General features: G+C 69.6%; 16 protein-coding genes. 6 read left to right on the forward strand and 10 right to left on the reverse strand.

Translation table 11 applies throughout. The features are described 5' to 3' along the window. Positions 1-147 precede the first annotated feature (147 nt). Together ABZ796_RS18725 and ABZ796_RS18730 are read left to right on the forward strand one after the other, a co-directional pair. Positions 148-1,263 carry an NDMA-dependent alcohol dehydrogenase gene (locus ABZ796_RS18725; protein ID WP_357338813.1) on the forward strand — a complete coding sequence of 372 codons (1,116 nt, stop codon included), beginning with the start codon at positions 148-150 and terminating at the stop codon, positions 1,261-1,263. A 75-nt stretch (positions 1,264-1,338) separates the two neighbouring features. Further along, positions 1,339-3,027: a fumarate hydratase gene (locus tag ABZ796_RS18730; protein ID WP_357338814.1), complete on the forward strand. Its 1,689-nt coding sequence runs from the start codon at positions 1,339-1,341 to the stop codon at positions 3,025-3,027. A gap of 19 nt (positions 3,028-3,046) precedes the next feature. On the opposite strand, the gene ABZ796_RS18735 is transcribed toward ABZ796_RS18730, so the two are convergent. The 6 genes from ABZ796_RS18735 to ABZ796_RS18760 all read right to left on the reverse strand — a co-directional run bounded on the left by ABZ796_RS18735 (position 3,047) and on the right by ABZ796_RS18760 (position 6,886). After that, a complete protein-coding gene (locus ABZ796_RS18735) occupies positions 3,047-3,301 on the reverse strand; it encodes a hypothetical protein (RefSeq protein ID WP_357338815.1) in 255 nt (84 codons plus the stop codon). Between the two features lie 56 nt (positions 3,302-3,357). Beyond that, complete coding sequence (locus tag ABZ796_RS18740; RefSeq protein ID WP_357338816.1) at positions 3,358-3,906, reverse strand: GNAT family protein; 549 nt, start codon at positions 3,904-3,906, stop codon at positions 3,358-3,360. A gap of 62 nt (positions 3,907-3,968) precedes the next feature. After that, positions 3,969-4,997 (reverse strand): SPFH domain-containing protein, encoded by a 1,029-nt coding sequence (locus ABZ796_RS18745; protein ID WP_357338817.1) that lies wholly within the window; start codon positions 4,995-4,997, stop codon positions 3,969-3,971. A gap of 15 nt (positions 4,998-5,012) precedes the next feature. Continuing rightward, positions 5,013-5,459 (reverse strand): NfeD family protein, encoded by a 447-nt coding sequence (locus tag ABZ796_RS18750; protein WP_357338818.1) that lies wholly within the window; start codon positions 5,457-5,459, stop codon positions 5,013-5,015. A 60-nt stretch (positions 5,460-5,519) separates the two neighbouring features. Beyond that, entirely contained in the window at positions 5,520-6,020 is a 501-nt protein-coding gene (locus tag ABZ796_RS18755; RefSeq protein ID WP_357338819.1) for a DUF6328 family protein, read from the reverse strand. Then, positions 6,020-6,886, reverse strand: coding sequence for a glucose 1-dehydrogenase (locus ABZ796_RS18760; protein ID WP_357338820.1), 867 nt, complete (start codon positions 6,884-6,886; stop codon positions 6,020-6,022). Before ABZ796_RS18760 ends, ABZ796_RS18755 begins: the two co-directional genes overlap by 1 nt. Positions 6,887-6,931: 45 nt before the next feature. Here ABZ796_RS18760 and ABZ796_RS18765 point away from each other — a divergent pair, with 45 nt between their 5' ends. Both ABZ796_RS18765 and ABZ796_RS18770 read left to right on the forward strand, forming a co-directional pair. After that, the gene (locus ABZ796_RS18765; RefSeq protein ID WP_357338830.1) at positions 6,932-7,594 is read left to right on the forward strand and encodes a hypothetical protein; all 663 of its coding nucleotides are present in this window, start codon (positions 6,932-6,934) and stop codon (positions 7,592-7,594) included. 18 nt (positions 7,595-7,612) lie between these two features. Continuing rightward, entirely contained in the window at positions 7,613-9,001 is a 1,389-nt protein-coding gene (locus ABZ796_RS18770) for a class II fumarate hydratase (RefSeq protein ID WP_357338822.1), read from the forward strand. 143 nt (positions 9,002-9,144) lie between these two features. On the opposite strand, the gene ABZ796_RS18775 is transcribed toward ABZ796_RS18770, so the two are convergent. From ABZ796_RS18775 to ABZ796_RS18785, 3 genes are all read right to left on the reverse strand, one after another. After that, a complete protein-coding gene (locus ABZ796_RS18775) occupies positions 9,145-9,855 on the reverse strand; it encodes a lytic transglycosylase domain-containing protein (protein WP_357338823.1) in 711 nt (236 codons plus the stop codon). Positions 9,856-10,051: 196 nt separating this feature from the next. Then, positions 10,052-11,461 carry a PhoH family protein gene (locus tag ABZ796_RS18780; RefSeq protein WP_357338824.1) on the reverse strand — a complete coding sequence of 470 codons (1,410 nt, stop codon included), beginning with the start codon at positions 11,459-11,461 and terminating at the stop codon, positions 10,052-10,054. Positions 11,462-11,760: 299 nt separating this feature from the next. Next, a complete protein-coding gene (locus ABZ796_RS18785) occupies positions 11,761-12,537 on the reverse strand; it encodes an isoprenyl transferase (protein ID WP_141803327.1) in 777 nt (258 codons plus the stop codon). 88 nt (positions 12,538-12,625) lie between these two features. On the opposite strand from ABZ796_RS18785, the gene ABZ796_RS18790 reads away from it, so the two are divergent. After that, positions 12,626-13,366, forward strand: coding sequence for a hemolysin III family protein (locus ABZ796_RS18790; protein ID WP_357338825.1), 741 nt, complete (start codon positions 12,626-12,628; stop codon positions 13,364-13,366). Here ABZ796_RS18790 and ABZ796_RS18795 read toward each other — a convergent pair. Further along, positions 13,327-14,592 carry an MFS transporter gene (locus tag ABZ796_RS18795; protein WP_357338827.1) on the reverse strand — a complete coding sequence of 422 codons (1,266 nt, stop codon included), beginning with the start codon at positions 14,590-14,592 and terminating at the stop codon, positions 13,327-13,329. The two genes, ABZ796_RS18790 and ABZ796_RS18795, sit on opposite strands and share 40 nt — an antisense overlap. 56 nt (positions 14,593-14,648) lie before the next feature. Between ABZ796_RS18795 and ABZ796_RS18800 the strand changes: the two genes are divergently transcribed. After that, positions 14,649-15,242: a DUF5937 family protein gene (locus ABZ796_RS18800; protein ID WP_357338828.1), complete on the forward strand. Its 594-nt coding sequence runs from the start codon at positions 14,649-14,651 to the stop codon at positions 15,240-15,242. The last annotated feature ends 336 nt before the right edge of the window (positions 15,243-15,578 follow it).

Genomic DNA, 15,578 nt, shown 5'->3' on the forward strand with positions numbered 1-15,578 from the left:
CCCCATCGAATGTGGCTTACGTCACATTAACCGGCGGTCGGGCGGACCGGAAGCGAACTGTTCAGGTTCTGAACACCCGACGGCCGGGCGCGCTGGGACCGTGGCAAGGATCCCCCGCTCCCATCCCGGAACACGCTAGGAGTCAGCATGAAGACCAAGGCAGCCGTCGTCTACGAACCCGGCAAACCGATCGTGATCGAGGAGCTCGACCTCGACAAGCCCCAGGCGGGCGAGGTGCTGATCCGCTACACCCATGCGGGCCTGTGCCACTCCGACGTACACATCGCCCACGGCGATCTCGAGGCCCGGCTCCCGATGGTCCTCGGCCACGAGGGCGCCGGCGTCATCGAGGAGGTCGGCCCCGGCGTCACCCGGGTCAAGGCCGGCGACCGCGTGGTGTGCTCCTTCATCCCCAACTGCGGCACCTGCCGCTACTGCTCCAACGGCCAGCAGTCCATCTGCGACATGGGCGCGACCATCCTGGAGGGCTACCTGCCCGGTGAGCGGTTCCCGATCACCGGGCCCGCCGGGCAGTACGGCGCGATGTGCATGCTCGGGACCTTCAGCCAGTACGGGGTCATCCACCAGAACTCGGTGGTCAAGGTCGACGACGACCTCTCGCTCGAGTCGGCCGTGCTGGTCGGCTGCGGTGTACCCACCGGCTTCGGGTCCGCGGTCAACACCGCGGCGGTGAAGGCCGGCGACACGGTCGTGGTCTACGGCATCGGCGGCATCGGCATCAACGCCGTCCAGGGCGCGCGGCTGTCGGGAGCCAAGTACGTCGTCGCCGTCGACCCGCTGGAGAACAAGCGCGAGGCCGCCCTCCAGCTCGGTGCGACCCACGCCTTCGCCGACGCCGGCTCCGCGCTGGCCACGGTCACCGACCTCACCCGCGGCCAGCTCGCCGACTCCGCCATCCTCACCCAGGGCCTGGTCACCACCGAGAACGTCACCGACGGCTTCGACGTGATCGGCAAGGGCGGGGTGCTGGTCCTCACCGGGCTCAACAAGCTCACCGAGCCGACGATCCAGCTCTCCGGCGCGGTGACCACGCTGTTCCGCAAGACGATCAAGGGAAGCCTGTTCGGCGACTGCAACCCGACGTACGACATCCCGCGGATCCTCGGGCTCTACCAGAAGGGCGACATCAAGCTGGACGAGCTCATCACCCGCACCTACACGCTCGAACAGGTCAACGAGGGGTACGACGACCTGCTCAACGGCGCCAACATCCGCGGCGTGGTCGTCCACGACCACTCCTGAGGATGTCGTGGCCCTCGGTCTCGGCGCCGGAGCCGACGCCGGGACCGGGGCCACGGCGGCGTACGATCCTCTTCCGTGGCTGACGTTGAGTTCCGGTACTCCGACCTCCTCCCGACCGGCAAGGACGACACTCCTTACCGGCTGATCACCACCGAGGGGGTGGAAGAGATCGAGGTCGACGGGCGCAAGTTCCTCAAGGTCGACCCCGAGGCGATCCGGCAGCTGACCGCCGAGGCGATGAAGGACATCAACCAGTACCTCCGCCCGGCCCACCTGCGCCAGCTCCGCAAGATCATCGACGACCCCGAGGCCTCCGGCAACGACCGCTTCGTCGCGCTCGACCTGCTCAAGAACGTCAACATCTCCGCCGGCGGGATCCTGCCGATGTGCCAGGACACCGGCACCGCGATCGTGATGGGCAAGAAGTCCGAGGGCGTGCTGACCGGCGCCGACGACGCCGAGACGGTCTCACGGGGTGTCTTCGACGCCTACACCAAGCTCAACCTGCGCTACTCCCAGCTGGCGCCACTGACCACCTACGAAGAGAAGAACACCGGCTCCAACCTGCCCGCACAGGTCGAGATCTACTCGACCACCGAGGGTGAGAACGGGCCGGAGTACAAGTTCCTCTTCATGGCCAAGGGCGGCGGCAGCGCCAACAAGTCGTTCCTGTTCCAGGAGACCAAGGCGATCCTCAACCCCGACCGGATCCTGACCTTCCTCGACGAGAAGATCCGTTCGCTCGGCACCGCTGCGTGCCCGCCGTACCACCTCGCCGTCGTCATCGGCGGGACCTCCGCGGAGTTCGCGCTGAAGACGGCCAAGTACGCCTCGGCCCACTACCTCGACAACCTCCCGACCGAGGGCTCGATGAGCGCCCACGGCTTCCGCGACACCGAGCTCGAGGAGAAGGTCTTCGAGCTCACCCAGTCCTTCGGGATCGGGGCCCAGTTCGGTGGCAAGTACTTCTGCCATGACGTACGCGTCGTCCGCCTGCCCCGCCACGGCGCGAGCTGTCCGGTGGCGATCGCGGTCTCCTGCTCCGCCGACCGCCAGGCGCTGGGCAAGATCACCCGCGACGGGGTGTTCCTCGAGCAGCTCGAGACCGACCCGGCGCAGTACATGCCCGACGCCGGCATGGCCGAGGAGATCGCGGCCGGCGAGGTCGTGGACATCGACCTGAACCAGCCGATGTCGGAGATCCTGGCGACGCTGTCGCAGCACCCGGTCAAGACCCGCCTCTCCCTGTCCGGCCCGATGGTCGTGGCCCGCGACATCGCGCACGCCAAGATCAAGGAGCGCCTCGACGCCGGCGAGGAGATGCCGGACTACCTGAAGAACCACCCGGTCTACTACGCCGGGCCCGCCAAGACGCCGGAGGGGATGGCGTCCGGCTCCTTCGGCCCGACCACCGCCGGCCGGATGGACTCCTACGTCGAGCAGTTCCAGGCTGCCGGCGGCTCGATGGTCATGCTCGCCAAGGGCAACCGCTCCAAGGTGGTGGCCGAGGCCTGCGGGACCTACGGCGGCTTCTACCTGGGCTCGATCGGTGGCCCCGCCGCCCGCCTCGCTCAGGACTGCATCAAGTCCGTCGAGGTGCTCGAGTACCCCGAGCTCGGCATGGAGGCGGTCTGGAAGATCGAGGTCGAGAACTTCCCGGCCTTCATCGTCGTCGACGGCGAGGGCAACGACTTCTTCACCGATCCCTCCGGCACCACCACCGTCCCCCTCACCGGGATCCGGGTGCGCTCCAAGGAACGCTGAGCTCCTGCGCCGGCCGGCGTCAGGTCTCGTTGTCGCGTCGGTTCTCCGGCGGCGCCTCGCCGGGTCCGGAGCCCTGGGTGTCGGGGCTGCCGGACTCGGAGCGCGGGTAGCCGGCGGTCGCGTCCGACGGCGCGATCGGGGTGCCGCTCTCGTCGGCGTCGAGGTTCTCGGCCTCGGAGACCTGACCGGTCTCCTCGGTCTGCTCGACCTCCTCGGTCTCGCCGGTGTACTCGGGGTCGTCGGGCCCCTCTGCTGGCAACGGTTGTCGGCTCATGTCCGGTGCGGTACCCGGTTGCCCGGAGATCAGCACCTCTCGAGCCGGCGATCCGCTCACCCGACCGGGCGCCACTCCCGCCGGAGCAGCCCGAACACCCAGGAGTCCGAGACGTCGCCGTTCACCACGCAGTCCTCGCGCAGCGTTCCCTCCAGCGTGAACCCGAGCTTCTCCAGGACGCGGGCGGAGGCACCGTTGCGGGTGTCGGCCTCCGCCTGGACCCGGTTCAGGTCCAGCGTGTCGAACGCCCATCCCAGCAGCGCGCTCGCGGCCTCGGTCGCGATCCCCTGCCCCCATCCGGCGCGGGCGAGGCAGTAGCCCAGCGAGGCGCTGCGGAACTCGGGGTTCCAGGAGTTCAGGGTGCACCAGCCGACGAAGGTGGAGTCACGCTCGATGACCACCCTCGCCCCGCTCCCCTCCTCGGCCATGGCGTGGCTTCGGGCGATGAACCGCTCGGCCCGCGCCGGCTCGGTCCAGGGCGGCGAGTCCCAGTAGCGCAGGACGTACGCGTCGCTCTGGAGCGCGAACAGCGGCTTGGCATCGGCATCGGTGAACGGCCGCAGCCGCAACCGCTCCGTCTTCAATGTCGGGGTGGGCAGCGGCACCCGCCCATCCTGGCAGCGACCGGGTGCCCCCGGGAATCGGGTTTCGGTGACCTCCGGCGGCCTCACCCGATGATGCGATCCGCCCGCGCCGACTCCTCGTGGGCCGCCTCGACCGCCTTGGCCGCCTCGTGCTCGGCCTGCTCGATGGCGTCGCGAGGCGAGGGGACCGGTGGCGTACGTCGTGGGTCGGCGCCGTTCTCCGACGGCTTCGCCTGCCTCAGGGAGGCGGCGTTGTCGGCGAAGGCGCCGGTGACCGTACGCATCGCCTCGGTCAGCTCGCCCGGGATGACCCAGAACGAGTTGCCGTGCGAGGCGAGCGAGGGCAGCATCTCGAGGTACTTGTAGGCCAGGACCTTGGCGTCGGCGTCGTTGGCGTGGACCGCCTGGAAGACCCTCTCGAGCGCCGTGGCCTCACCCTCGGCCTCGAGCACGCGTGCCTGCTGGTTGCCCTCCGCCTCCAGGATGGACCGCTGCCGGGTGCCCTCGGCCTCGAGGATCAGCGAGGCCCGCTTGCCCTCCGCGTGCAGGATCGCGGCGCGCTTGTCACGCTCGGCGCGCATCTGCTTCTCCATCGCCTCCTTGATCGAGGCCGGCGGGTCGATCGCCTTGATCTCGACGCGGTTGACCCGGATCCCCCATTTCCCGGTGGCGTCGTCGAGCACCTCACGCAGCCGCGCGTTGATCGTCTCGCGCGAGGTCAAGGTGCGCTCCAGGTCCATCGAGCCGATCAGGTTGCGCAGTGTGGTGACGGTGAGCTGGTCGATCGCCTGCAGGTAGTTGGCGACCTCGTAGGCGGCCGCCCGCGGGTCGGTGATCTGGTAGTAGAGCACCGTGTCGATGTTGACCACCAGGTTGTCCTCGGTGATCACCGGCCGGGGGTTGGAGGAGTAGACCGTCTCACGTACGTCCAGCTTGGTGTTGACCCGGTCCACCAGCGGGATCACGAAGTTGAGCCCTGGCTGCAGGGTGATCCGATAGCGCCCGAACCGCTCGATGTTGTAGCGCCGGGCCTGTGGCACGATCCGCACCGTCGAGGCGACCGCGCCCACCACCAGTGCGACCATGACCAGAACGATCAGCAGAAGTTCCATCTCGTACGCCCTCCTCTAAGGCGACAGCGACAGCGGGTCGCGCGGGTGCACGAGCGCCGTCGCGCCGTCGATCTCGAGTACGTCCACCCGGCAACCGACCGGGATGATCAGGTCCTCGTCATAGGGCCTGGCCGACCATTCCTCGCCGGCGAGGCGCACCAGCCCGTGATCGAAGCTGACCTCCGCGGTGACGACCGCCTGCCGACCGATGAGAGCGTCGGTGCCGTCCTTCACCGCCGGCGGCAGGGACATGTGACGACGCGCGACAGGCCGCACCAGCAGCACGCTGCCGCCGCCCGCGACCGCGAAGACGAGCAGCTGCACCAGCACCGGCGCGCCGAGAGCCGCGGCGCCCGCGGCAAGCAGCGCCCCGCCGGCGACGAAAGCGAACGCCAGCGTCATCGTGAACGCCTCGGCCACTCCGAGCAGCACCGCGACGAGGATCCAGAAGAACGACCACATAAGCCCACCAGACTCGGTTTCCGACCAGCGTACTCCCGGTGTGGCGGTCATCACATGGGGTCAGTGAGAGTTGTTCCGCCCGTTCAGCAGCGGCAGTCCCGCCCACAGCGCGATGAAGAGGACCAGGACGGCCACGGCGGCGATGACGCCGGCGCCGAACGTGAGGACGACGTCGAAGACGAGCAGCACGACCAGCGCCGAGACGATCGCGAAGCCCACCAGCCCGGCGCGGGCGCAGAGGTGAGAGGCCGTGACCAGCCAGCGTCGCTGCCGGCGGCGGAACAGCATCCGGTGGAAGGAGACCGGGGCAATGATCAGGGTGGTGGTGATGATCGAGCCGACGAGCACCACCAGGTAGATCGTCTGCTGGTGGTCGGCCAGATCAGGGAAGCGGGGTGAGAAGGGCACCGTCAGCAGGAAACCGGTCAGGATCTGCACGCCCGTCTGCAGCACCCGAAGCTCCTGGAGGAGCTCGTTCCAGTTACGGGTGATCCGCTCCGCCGGCCCCTCGTCCGGACCACCACCCTCGATCACGCCGCCGTGAGAGCTGCCCGTCGCCATCAGAACACCGGCCGTCCCCCAGTCACCCCGAGGACGGTGCCGGAGACGTAGGACGCCTCGGCCGGCGAAGCCAGGAACACGAACGCCGGCGCGACCTCGGCCGGCTGACCGGCGCGCCCCAGCGGCGTGTTGGCTCCGAACTTCTGCACCTTCTCCGGCGCCTGCGTCGCCGGCTGCAGCGGGGTCCAGATCGGCCCCGGCGCCACCGCGTTCACCCGGACCCCGTCGGGTCCGAGCTCGGCGGCGAGGTTGGCGGTGAAGTTGTTGATGGCCGCCTTGGTCGCGGCGTAGTCGAGCAGGCTGGTCGAGGGTTCGTACGCCTGGATGGAGGCGTTGTTGATGACGCAGCCCTGGCTCTTCGTCAGGTGCGGGACGGCTGCCCGGGTCAGCCAGAGGAGCGCGTACAGGTTGGTCTTGAAGGTCCGGTCGATCCGCTCGTCGTCCATGTCCGTCAGGCCCTTGTCTCGGGCGAACTGGTAGCCGGCGTTGTTGACCAGGATGTCGAGGCCCCCGAGCTCCTGCACGGTGCGCTCGACGACCTCGTCGCACGCCTCGCGCTCGCGCAGGTCGATCGGCATGGCCAGCGGCGTACGCCCGGCCTCCTCGACCAGCTTCGAGGTCGCCTGCGCGTCCGGCTCCTCCTCCGGGAGGTAGGTGAAGGCCACGTCGGCGCCCTCGCGGGCGTACGCGATGGCGACCGCGCGGCCGATGCCGGAGTCGGCACCGGTGATGAGCGCGACCTTGCCCTCGAGGCGGCCGTGGCCCTGGTAGCTGGACTCGCCGTGGTCGGGCACGGGGTCCATCTCATCGGTGAGCCCGGGAGGCTCCTGCTGCTGGACGGGGAACTGGGTGTCGTCATCGCTCATGTCCGACCCGGTACCCACATCCGACACAATGGAACCGTGAATGGGATGGAGTCGGTGATCGTCGATGGTGGCCTGGTCCTGAAGCACCGGGCGGACGGCCACCTGGAGCTGCGGGCCAACGGGATCTTCGTGATGGACACCCGGGAGACCTCGACCGAGAAGGCGCTGGCCACGCGCGCCCTCGAGCTGCACCCGGAGCCGAAGCACGTGCTCATCGGTGGCCTCGGGCTCGGGTTCACCCTCGAGGCCGTGCTGAGCGACCCGCGGGTCGAGGCGGTGACGGTCGTCGAGATCGAGCCGCGTCTGGTCGAGTGGATGCGGACCGGCCGGATCCCCCACGGCCCCGGCCTGGTGGCGGACGAGCGCGTCCGCATCGAGGTCGCCGACGTGGCGGTGGTCCTGCGGGAGAGCCGGGGCGAGGCGTACGACGTCGTGCTGCTCGACGTGGACAACGGCCCCGGCTATCTGGTCCATGACGCCAACGGAGCCCTCTACGAGGCGCCGGCACTGGGCGACGCCCGGCGGGCCACGGCCCCGGGTGGCACCGTGGTGGTGTGGTCGGCGGCGGAGGCTCCGGCGCTGCTGGAGGTGATGAGGCACGTCTTCGACGATGCCGAGGCGCTCTCCTACCCCGTCGACCTGCAAGGCCACTCGGAGACCTACTGGCTCTACGTGGGCACGGTCTCGCACGGGAATGGCACCAACTAGTCAAAGGTTGAACCAGACATGGACGACATGAGCTTTCGCATCGAGCACGACTCCATGGGTGAGGTCCGGGTCCCGAAGGACGCGCTGTGGCGCGCCCAGACCCAGCGGGCCGTGGAGAACTTCCCCATCTCGGGCACTCCGATCGAGCCGGCGCTGATCCATGCGATCGGTCATGTGAAGGCGGCCGCCGCCAAGGCAAACTTCGACCTCGGTGTGCTCCCCGGCGACAAGGCCGAGGCGATCATCGCCGCCGCCGGCGAGGTCTCCGAGGGTCGTCACGACGACGCCTTCCCGATCGACGTCTTCCAGACCGGCTCCGGCACCTCCTCCAACATGAACGCCAACGAGGTGATCGCCTCGCTGGTGGCCAAGGCAGGGGGCGACGTACATCCCAACGACCACGTCAACGCCTCCCAGTCCTCCAACGACACCTTCCCGACCGCCATCCACGTCGCCGCCGCCGTCGCCGTCAGCGAGCAGCTGCTGCCCGCGATCGACGTGCTCGCCAGCTCGCTCGAGGCGAAGGCCGAGGAGTTCTCCGGCCTGGTGAAGTCGGGACGTACGCACCTGATGGACGCCACCCCGGTCACGCTGGGCCAGGAGTTCGGAGGGTACGCAGCCACCGTCCGCTACGCGGCCGAGCGGCTCGAGTCCGTGCTCCCGAGGGTGCGCGAGCTGGCGCTGGGCGGCACCGCGGTCGGCACCGGCATCAACACGCCCGCGGGATTCCCGCAGGCCGTGATCGCCGAGTTGTCCAACCGCACCGGCCAGCCGTTCACCGAGGCCCGCAACCACTTCGAGGCCCAGGGCACCCGCGACTCGCTGGTCGAGCTCTCCGGCGTCCTGAAGACGATCGCGGTCGGCCTGATCAAGATCAACAACGACCTGCGCTGGATGTCCTCGGGCCCCACCACCGGCCTGGCCGAGATCCACCTGCCCGACCTGCAGCCGGGCTCCTCGATCATGCCCGGCAAGGTCAACCCGGTCGTACCCGAGGCGACCTTGATGGTGGCCTTCCAGGTGATCGGAAACGATGCCGCGGTGACCGCTGCCGGCGCCTCGGGCGCCTTCGAGCTCAACGTCGCGATGCCCGTGATGGCCCGCAACATCCTGGAGTCCATCCGCCTGCTCTCGACCGCGATGACCGTCCTGGCCGAGCGCACCGTCGACGGGATCGTGCCCGTCCCCGAGCGCCTGCGCGCCTACGCCGAGTCCTCCCCCTCGATCGTCACGCCGCTCAACAAGTACATCGGCTACGAGGCCGCCGCCAAGGTCGCCAAGCAGGCCCTCGCCGAGGGCGCCACGATCAAGGACACCGTCATCGATCTCGGCTACGTCGCCGACGGCACCCTCACCGAGGCCCAGCTGGACGAAGCCCTCGACGTCGAGTCGATGACCCGCCCCTGACCAAAACATCGCCGAGTCGGCTCATCTTGACCAAAAACATCGCCGAGTCGGCGCGTTATAACGCGCCGACTCGGCGAGATTTCACGTCAGGATGAGCCGACTCGACGCGTTCTGACGTCAGGATGAGCCGACTGGGCGAGAGGTCAGTACCAGCCGACCGACTGGGAGTGGCTCCAGGCGCCGCAAGGGGAACCGTAGCGGTCGTTGATGTAGCCCAGGCCCCACTCGATCTGGGTGGCGGGGTTGGTCTCCCAGTCCTCGCCGGCGGAGGCCATCTTGGAGCCGGGGAGGGCCTGCGGGATGCCGTAGGCGCTGGAGGAGGGGTTAGCGGCGGTGGTGTTCCAGCCCGACTCCTTCTCCCACAGCGGCTCGAGGCAGGAGAACTGGTCCAGGCCCCAGCCGAAGTCACCCAGCATCGACTTGGCGATGTCCTTGGGGTTGCGCAGATCGATCTCGATCTCTTCGACGCCGGCGATGGCGCGGACGTCCTCGCCGGCCGACAGGGCGGCCTGCTTGCCGGGGTCCGCGACCTCGCGGCGGTCACCGGCCGAACGCGACAGAGAGGTCTCGCCGCCGCGGGCGGCGGACTCGGCCTCGATGGCGGCACGCTGGGCGTCGGTCAGCTCGGGGATGTCGGCGGCTGCCGCCTCACCCGCGCTGAGCGTCGGGTCGTCGGTGGCGGGGCCGGTGTAGGCCACCCCGCCTGCGACTGCGGCGCCGGTCCCGCCGAGGGCGAGCACGGAGAGGAGGAGGGTTGTCTTGGCGGTCGTACGCGCAGCCTTGTGCGGAACGTCGACAAGCGGATTCGCTGGTGCACCGCGATGTCGCGGGGCACGATGAACAGGCTTGGTCACGGGCTCTCATTCGGGGGCTGAGGCATTACAGACCCGCAAACAATGCATGAGCACCAACCCTGTATCAAACCGGACGCACCGTTTGTAGGTCAGAAATGACCGTCCTGAGCATCACTTCCGTAACACGAGTCACAGAAACCACAACGGCCCCAGACCTTACCGGTCTGGGGCCGTTGACGTGACAATGATTACGGCGTCACGGGACCACGTTCTCCAGCATCTCGGTGACCAGTGCGGCGATCGGCGAGCGCTCGGAGCGGGTCAGGGTGACGTGGGAGAAGAGCGGGTGGCCCTTCAGCTTCTCGATCACCGCGACCACGCCGTCGTGACGTCCGACCCGGAGGTTGTCGCGCTGGGCGACGTCGTGGGTGAGCACGACCTTCGAGTTGGCGCCGATGCGGGACAGCACCGTCAGCAGCACGTTGCGCTCCAGCGACTGCGCCTCGTCGACGATCACGAACGAATCGTGCAGCGACCGGCCGCGGATGTGGGTCAGCGGCAGCACCTCCAGCATGCCCCGGTCGATGATCTCGTCGATCACGTCCTGCGTGGTCACCGCGGAGAGGGTGTCGAAGACCGCCTGGCCCCACGGCGACATCTTCTCGCCCTCGGTGCCGGGCAGATAGCCGAGCTCCTGGCCGCCGACGGCGAAGAGCGGGCGGAAGATGAGCACCTTCTTGTGCTGGTTGCGCTCCATGACCGCCTCCAGCCCGGCGCACAGCGCCAGCGCGGACTTCCCGGTGCCGGCCCGGCCACCGAGGGAGACGATGCCGACCTCGGGGTCGAGCAGCATCTCCAGCGCGATCCGCTGCTCCGCGGAGCGGCCGTGGATCCCGAAGACCTCCCGGTCACCGCGGACCAGGTGGACCTGCTTGTCGGGGCCGACCCGACCCAGCGCGGTGCCGCGGTCCGACATCAGCACCAGGCCGGTGTGACAGGGCAGGTCGCGAGCCTCGTCGAGGTCCAGGACGCCATCGTCGTAGAGCTCGTCGAGCGCCGCTGCGGCGACGTCCAGCTCGGCCATGCCGGAGTAGCCCGGGTCGGAGTCGTTGATCCGCTCACCGCGGTAGTCCTCGGCCTTGAGCCCGACCGCGGACGCCTTGATCCGCATCGGCAGGTCCTTGGAGACCAGGGTGACGTCGAGCCCGTCGCCCTTCAGGTTGCGCGCGACCGCGAGGATCCGGGTGTCGTTGTCCCCGAGCCGGAAGCCGCTCGGCAGCGAGGACGGGTCGGTGTGGTTGAGCTCGACACGGATGGTGCCGCCGTCCTCGCCGACCGGGACCGCGGTGTCCAGGCGACCGTGGGTGATCCGCAGCCCGTCGAGCTGCCGGAGTGCGGCGCGGGCGAAGTAGCCCAGCTCCGGGTGGTGCCGCTTTCCCTCGAGCTCGGTGATGACCACCACCGGGAGCACGACCTCGTGCTCGGCGAAGCGCGTCATGGCCTTCGGGTCCGAGAGCAGGACGCTGGTGTCGAGAACGAACGTACGCACTGAAGGCGACTCGCTCTCGGACGGGGCAGTGCCCGAGGGGGAAGACCCCGACGCCGGTGTCGGAGCGGCCGACGAATCGGCCTCGGTGACATGCTCGTTCGTGGTTCGGTTGGCCACGCGGATCACCTCTCGCGACCGGCTCATACACCCATGAGTCCGGCCATTTCATCATTGATCAGATGGACCGGACGGTGGACCGTCAGTCGGGGTGCCGACCGCCTCACACCCATCAGGATCGATGAGATCCTGACGCAGGTTCGGTTCGTGACTACTCACGTAACGGGCCTCCAGGTGCGACGGGAATTTGTTCCCCGCCGTTGGTACAACGCTACGACGCCGGACCAACAGTCCGCGGCAACACGAGGCATTTTTCTTTGTGAACACCTGGTGACAGGGCCGAATGTTCCGGCCAGCGGTCACCTGCCGAGGCGACGCTCCCGGTGGGCGTAGGCCCGCAGGGCACGCAGGAAGTCGGTGCGCCGGAAGTCGGGCCAGTAGGCCTCGCAGAAGTAGAACTCCGACTTCGCGCTCTGCCACAGCAGGAACCCGCCCAGGCGCTGCTCCCCCGACGTACGGATCACCAGGTCGGGGTCGGGCTGGCCCTTGGTGTAGAGGTGGTCGGCGATGTGCTCGACGTCGATGATCTGGGCGAGCTCCTCCAGCGAGGTGCCGCGGGTGGCGTGCTCGTTGAGCAGGGCGCGTACGGCATCGGCGATCTCGCGGCGGCCGCCGTAGCCGACCGCGACGTTGACCAGCATCCCGTCGACGTCGCGGGTCGCCTCCTCGGCGGCCTTGAGGCGCTGGGACAGCCAGTCGGGCAGGAGGTCGAGCGCGCCGACCGGGTGCAGCCGCCAGCGGCGTACGTCGGCCAGCGAGTCGACCGCGTCGGCGATGATCTCGAGGAGCGGTGCCAGCTCGTCGGCGGGGCGGTTGAGGTTGTCGGTGGAGAGCAGCCACAGGGTGACCACCTCGATGCCGATCTCGTCGCACCAAGTGAGCAGCGGCTCGATGTTGGCGGCGCCGGCCCGGTGGCCGTGGGCGGTCGACTGGCCGACCTCTTTGGCCCAGCGGCGGTTGCCGTCGAGCATCACCCCGACGTGCTTGGGCAGCTTGGAGGTGTCGAGCTTGCGGAGCATCCGCGCCTCGTAGGCTGGGTAGAGAACCCGACGTACGCCTTCCTTCCAGTCTGCCACGAGGAGAAGGGTATCGGCGGCGCGGCGACATCACCCAGCGGGACAGGATTCACCTGATCTTCAGGGTGTGCCGATACTCTTAGCCGTCATGAGTGAGATGACAGACGCGATGCGCCTCAAGGTCGGCAACATCACCGACTCGGTCTCCTCGACCGTTCACGAGGCCCTCCCGAAGCTGCGCGGCTGGATCCACCTGGCCAGCGCCCCGCTCACCCTCGCCGCCGGGATCGTGCTGATCGTGCTCGCCCCCGCGGGCGCGCCACGGATCGGCGCCGCGGTGTTCACGATGGCCGCGCTGCTGCTCTTCACGGTCTCCGCGGTCTACCACCGCGGCAACGCGATGGGTAAGTGGAATCCCCGCGCCCACACGATCTTGAAGCGCTGGGACCACGCCAACATCATGCTGATGATCGCGGGCTCCTACACCCCCTTCTCGCTGCTGCTCCTCGACGGCGTCACCCAGGTCGTGCTGCTCTCGGTGGTCTGGACCGGCGCCATCCTGGGCGTCTTCTTCCGGGTGTTCTGGCCCGAGGCACCGCGCTGGCTGTACGTCCCGAACTACATCGCCCTCGGCTGGGCGGCGATCTTCTTCATCCCGTCCTTCTTCTCCGGCGCGGTCGCCCTGGGCCTCGGCATCGGGATCGCCACCTTCACGCTGATCTGCGTCGGTGGCGCGCTCTACACCGCCGGCGGCGTCATCTACGGCTTCAAGCGGCCCAACCCGTGGCCGCAGTGGTTCGGCTTCCACGAGGTCTTCCACACCTTCACGATCCTCGCCTTCATCGTGCACTACACCGGCGTCTCGCTGGCGACGTACTCGCTGCGCTGAGGCTCAGCCTGGGCGCGCGCCGCGGCCGCGTGCCGGGCGAGCACCGCGGTGAGGATGCCGGTGACGGCGAAGAGCGCGCCCAGCACCGTCCAGCCGCCGGTGCCGTGGTCGATCGCGGTGGCGGTCACCACCAGGGGCGCGAGCATGTGGGCCAGCGCGTAGCCCATCTGACTCACGCCCTGGTAGGCACCCGCCCGCTCCTGGTCGGCGAGCTCGAAGGCCAGTCCCCAGCTGCCCGCATCCCCGCGCGTCTCGGCCGCCGAGGCGGCCACCGCGGCGAGCAGGAGCACGCAGGTGGCGACCGCCGGACCGACGTACGCCGCCGCGGCGAAGAGGAGGCAGGCGGCGAGCAGCAGGAACCCGGCGCCTCGCACCGCTCTGCCCGCCGTGGCGATGTCGTGGGTGCCGCGCGAGGCCCGCACCTGGAAGAGCGCGACGTAGACGGTGTTCACCACCAGCAGCAGCGAGACCAGGACCGTCGGTGCGCCGGTGTGGTCGGCGACCCACAGCGGCACCCCGATCGACGTCACCCCGAAGTGGATCGCCATCACCCCGCTGAGCACCGTCGCGGTCACATAGGTGCGGTCGCGCAGCGGTGAGGGCCCGGCGGCCACCGTCCTCCCGGCACCGGCATCCATGCACGCGGCCAGGCCGGCGACCCTTCGCCTGAGCCCGACGAGCGGGACCGCCGCGAGCGTGGTGAGCACCCCGACGAGCACCATCGTGGTGCGATACGCGGCCCCGGTGTCCACCGCCAGCGCACCGGCCGCGAGGCCGGTCCCGACGCCGATCATCACGTTCATGACCACACGCAGCCGGGCACGTACGGCGACCCGGTCGGGGCCGTCGAACCAGCGCGCGACGAGCGTCGACTGAGCGCTCGACTGGAAGCCTCGCGAGGCCGAGACCCACGTCGCGACCAGCACGAACGCGACCACGTCGCGGGCCAGGGCGTAGGCCAGCAGGGCGATGCCGTAGCTCGCCATCGCCCACAGCTGCACCCGGTCGGCGCCCCATCGGTCGCTGAGCCGCCCGCCTGCGTACGTCGCCACGACACCGACTCCCCCGGCGACGGTCAGCCCGATGCCGACGGTCACCGCGGAGAGGCCTACCGTGCGGGTGAAGTAGAGCGCGCTGACCGCGAAGAACATGCCACGGGCGAGCGAGAGGGCCGCGACAGCACCGACGAGCGGGCGCTCGACCGGGTCGCTGGGAGGTCGGATCATGGGCCCAGTTGTCGCACCCCCCGCCCGCGCGCGCTAACGATGTAGCGTATTGCTTCATGATCAGGTACGAGCTGGCCGGTCCCGACCTGAGCGAGGTCCGGTTCGCCATCTCGCCGCTCAACGAGCTCACCCTCTCGCTGCGCGCGCTGCGCGACCCCGGCCGGTTCCCGCTCCACCTGCCCTGGCTCCGCCAGGTCGGCGCCGCGGACCTGGATCGCGAGACGCTGCTGGCCCTTACTAACGGGCGACTCTGGACGCCGGACTTCCTCAACCCGCGCCCGCGCACCCCGCTGGCCCGGCTCGAGGACGAGCTCGAGGTGGTCGCCGCGACCCCGCCGGACCGTGTCCGCGCCGACCTCGCCGCCGTCCACTTCGAGACCGGCCCGCCGGCCGTCCTGGACGGACGCCCGCAGGCCGTGCTGCGCCGCGGGTCACCCTCGCCGACGACGTCCTCGCGATCCGGCTCACCACGTCGAAGGTCGACTACCGGCGTACGACCGCGGGCGACGGGCTCACCCTCGTGCCCGCCCTGTTCACCCGCAACCCGTCGACGCCGATCTCGCCCGCGGAGCCGCCGGTCATGTTCTACCCGGCGCGTGGCCTCGGCACTCTCTGGACCAGCGACCGGCCGCACGCACCGCGGGCGCTGAGCGACCTCATCGGCGAGACCCGCTCCGGGCTCCTCCACCTGCTGGAGGCCCCGGCCTCCTCGACCGAGCTGGCCGTACGCCTCGGGGTGACCCCCCACCGCCGTCAACCAGCACCTGCGGGCGATGCGCGCGGCCGGGCTGCTGACCTCGGCCCGCCACGGCCGATCGGTCCTCTATCTCCGCTCTGACCTCGGCGATCGGCTTCTCCACACCGGGAGCCGAGAAGGGGGGGGGGGGGGGGCGCCCCCCCCCCCCCCCCCGCCCCCCCCCCCCCCCCGACGGGTTAGGGGGTTTGGAGCAGGTGGGGGGAGCCCGACCACACCCCCCCCCAGCGGA

Origin of the sequence: Nocardioides sp. NPDC047086, assembly GCF_040643685.1 — a bacterium.
In the GTDB taxonomy this organism is placed as follows: Bacteria; Actinomycetota; Actinomycetes; order Propionibacteriales; family Nocardioidaceae; genus Nocardioides.

Bases quoted from the DNA above. Each gene is read 5' to 3' on its own strand.
- ABZ796_RS18725 (WP_357338813.1), top strand. From the start codon at position 148: ATGAAGACCAAGGCAGCCGTCGTCTACGAACCCGGCAAACCGATCGTG.
- ABZ796_RS18750 (WP_357338818.1), bottom strand. From the start codon at position 5,459: ATGTGGTCGTTCTTCTGGATCCTCGTCGCGGTGCTGCTCGGAGTGGCC.
- ABZ796_RS18735 (WP_357338815.1), bottom strand. From the start codon at position 3,301: ATGAGCCGACAACCGTTGCCAGCAGAGGGGCCCGACGACCCCGAGTAC.
- ABZ796_RS18760 (WP_357338820.1), bottom strand. From the start codon at position 6,886: ATGAGCGATGACGACACCCAGTTCCCCGTCCAGCAGCAGGAGCCTCCC.
- ABZ796_RS18800 (WP_357338828.1), top strand. From the start codon at position 14,649: ATGATCAGGTACGAGCTGGCCGGTCCCGACCTGAGCGAGGTCCGGTTC.
- ABZ796_RS18790 (WP_357338825.1), top strand. From the start codon at position 12,626: ATGAGTGAGATGACAGACGCGATGCGCCTCAAGGTCGGCAACATCACC.
- ABZ796_RS18765 (WP_357338830.1), top strand. From the start codon at position 6,932: ATGGAGTCGGTGATCGTCGATGGTGGCCTGGTCCTGAAGCACCGGGCG.
- ABZ796_RS18755 (WP_357338819.1), bottom strand. From the start codon at position 6,020: ATGGCGACGGGCAGCTCTCACGGCGGCGTGATCGAGGGTGGTGGTCCG.
- ABZ796_RS18745 (WP_357338817.1), bottom strand. From the start codon at position 4,997: ATGGAACTTCTGCTGATCGTTCTGGTCATGGTCGCACTGGTGGTGGGC.
- ABZ796_RS18770 (WP_357338822.1), top strand. From the start codon at position 7,613: ATGGACGACATGAGCTTTCGCATCGAGCACGACTCCATGGGTGAGGTC.
- ABZ796_RS18795 (WP_357338827.1), bottom strand. From the start codon at position 14,592: ATGATCCGACCTCCCAGCGACCCGGTCGAGCGCCCGCTCGTCGGTGCT.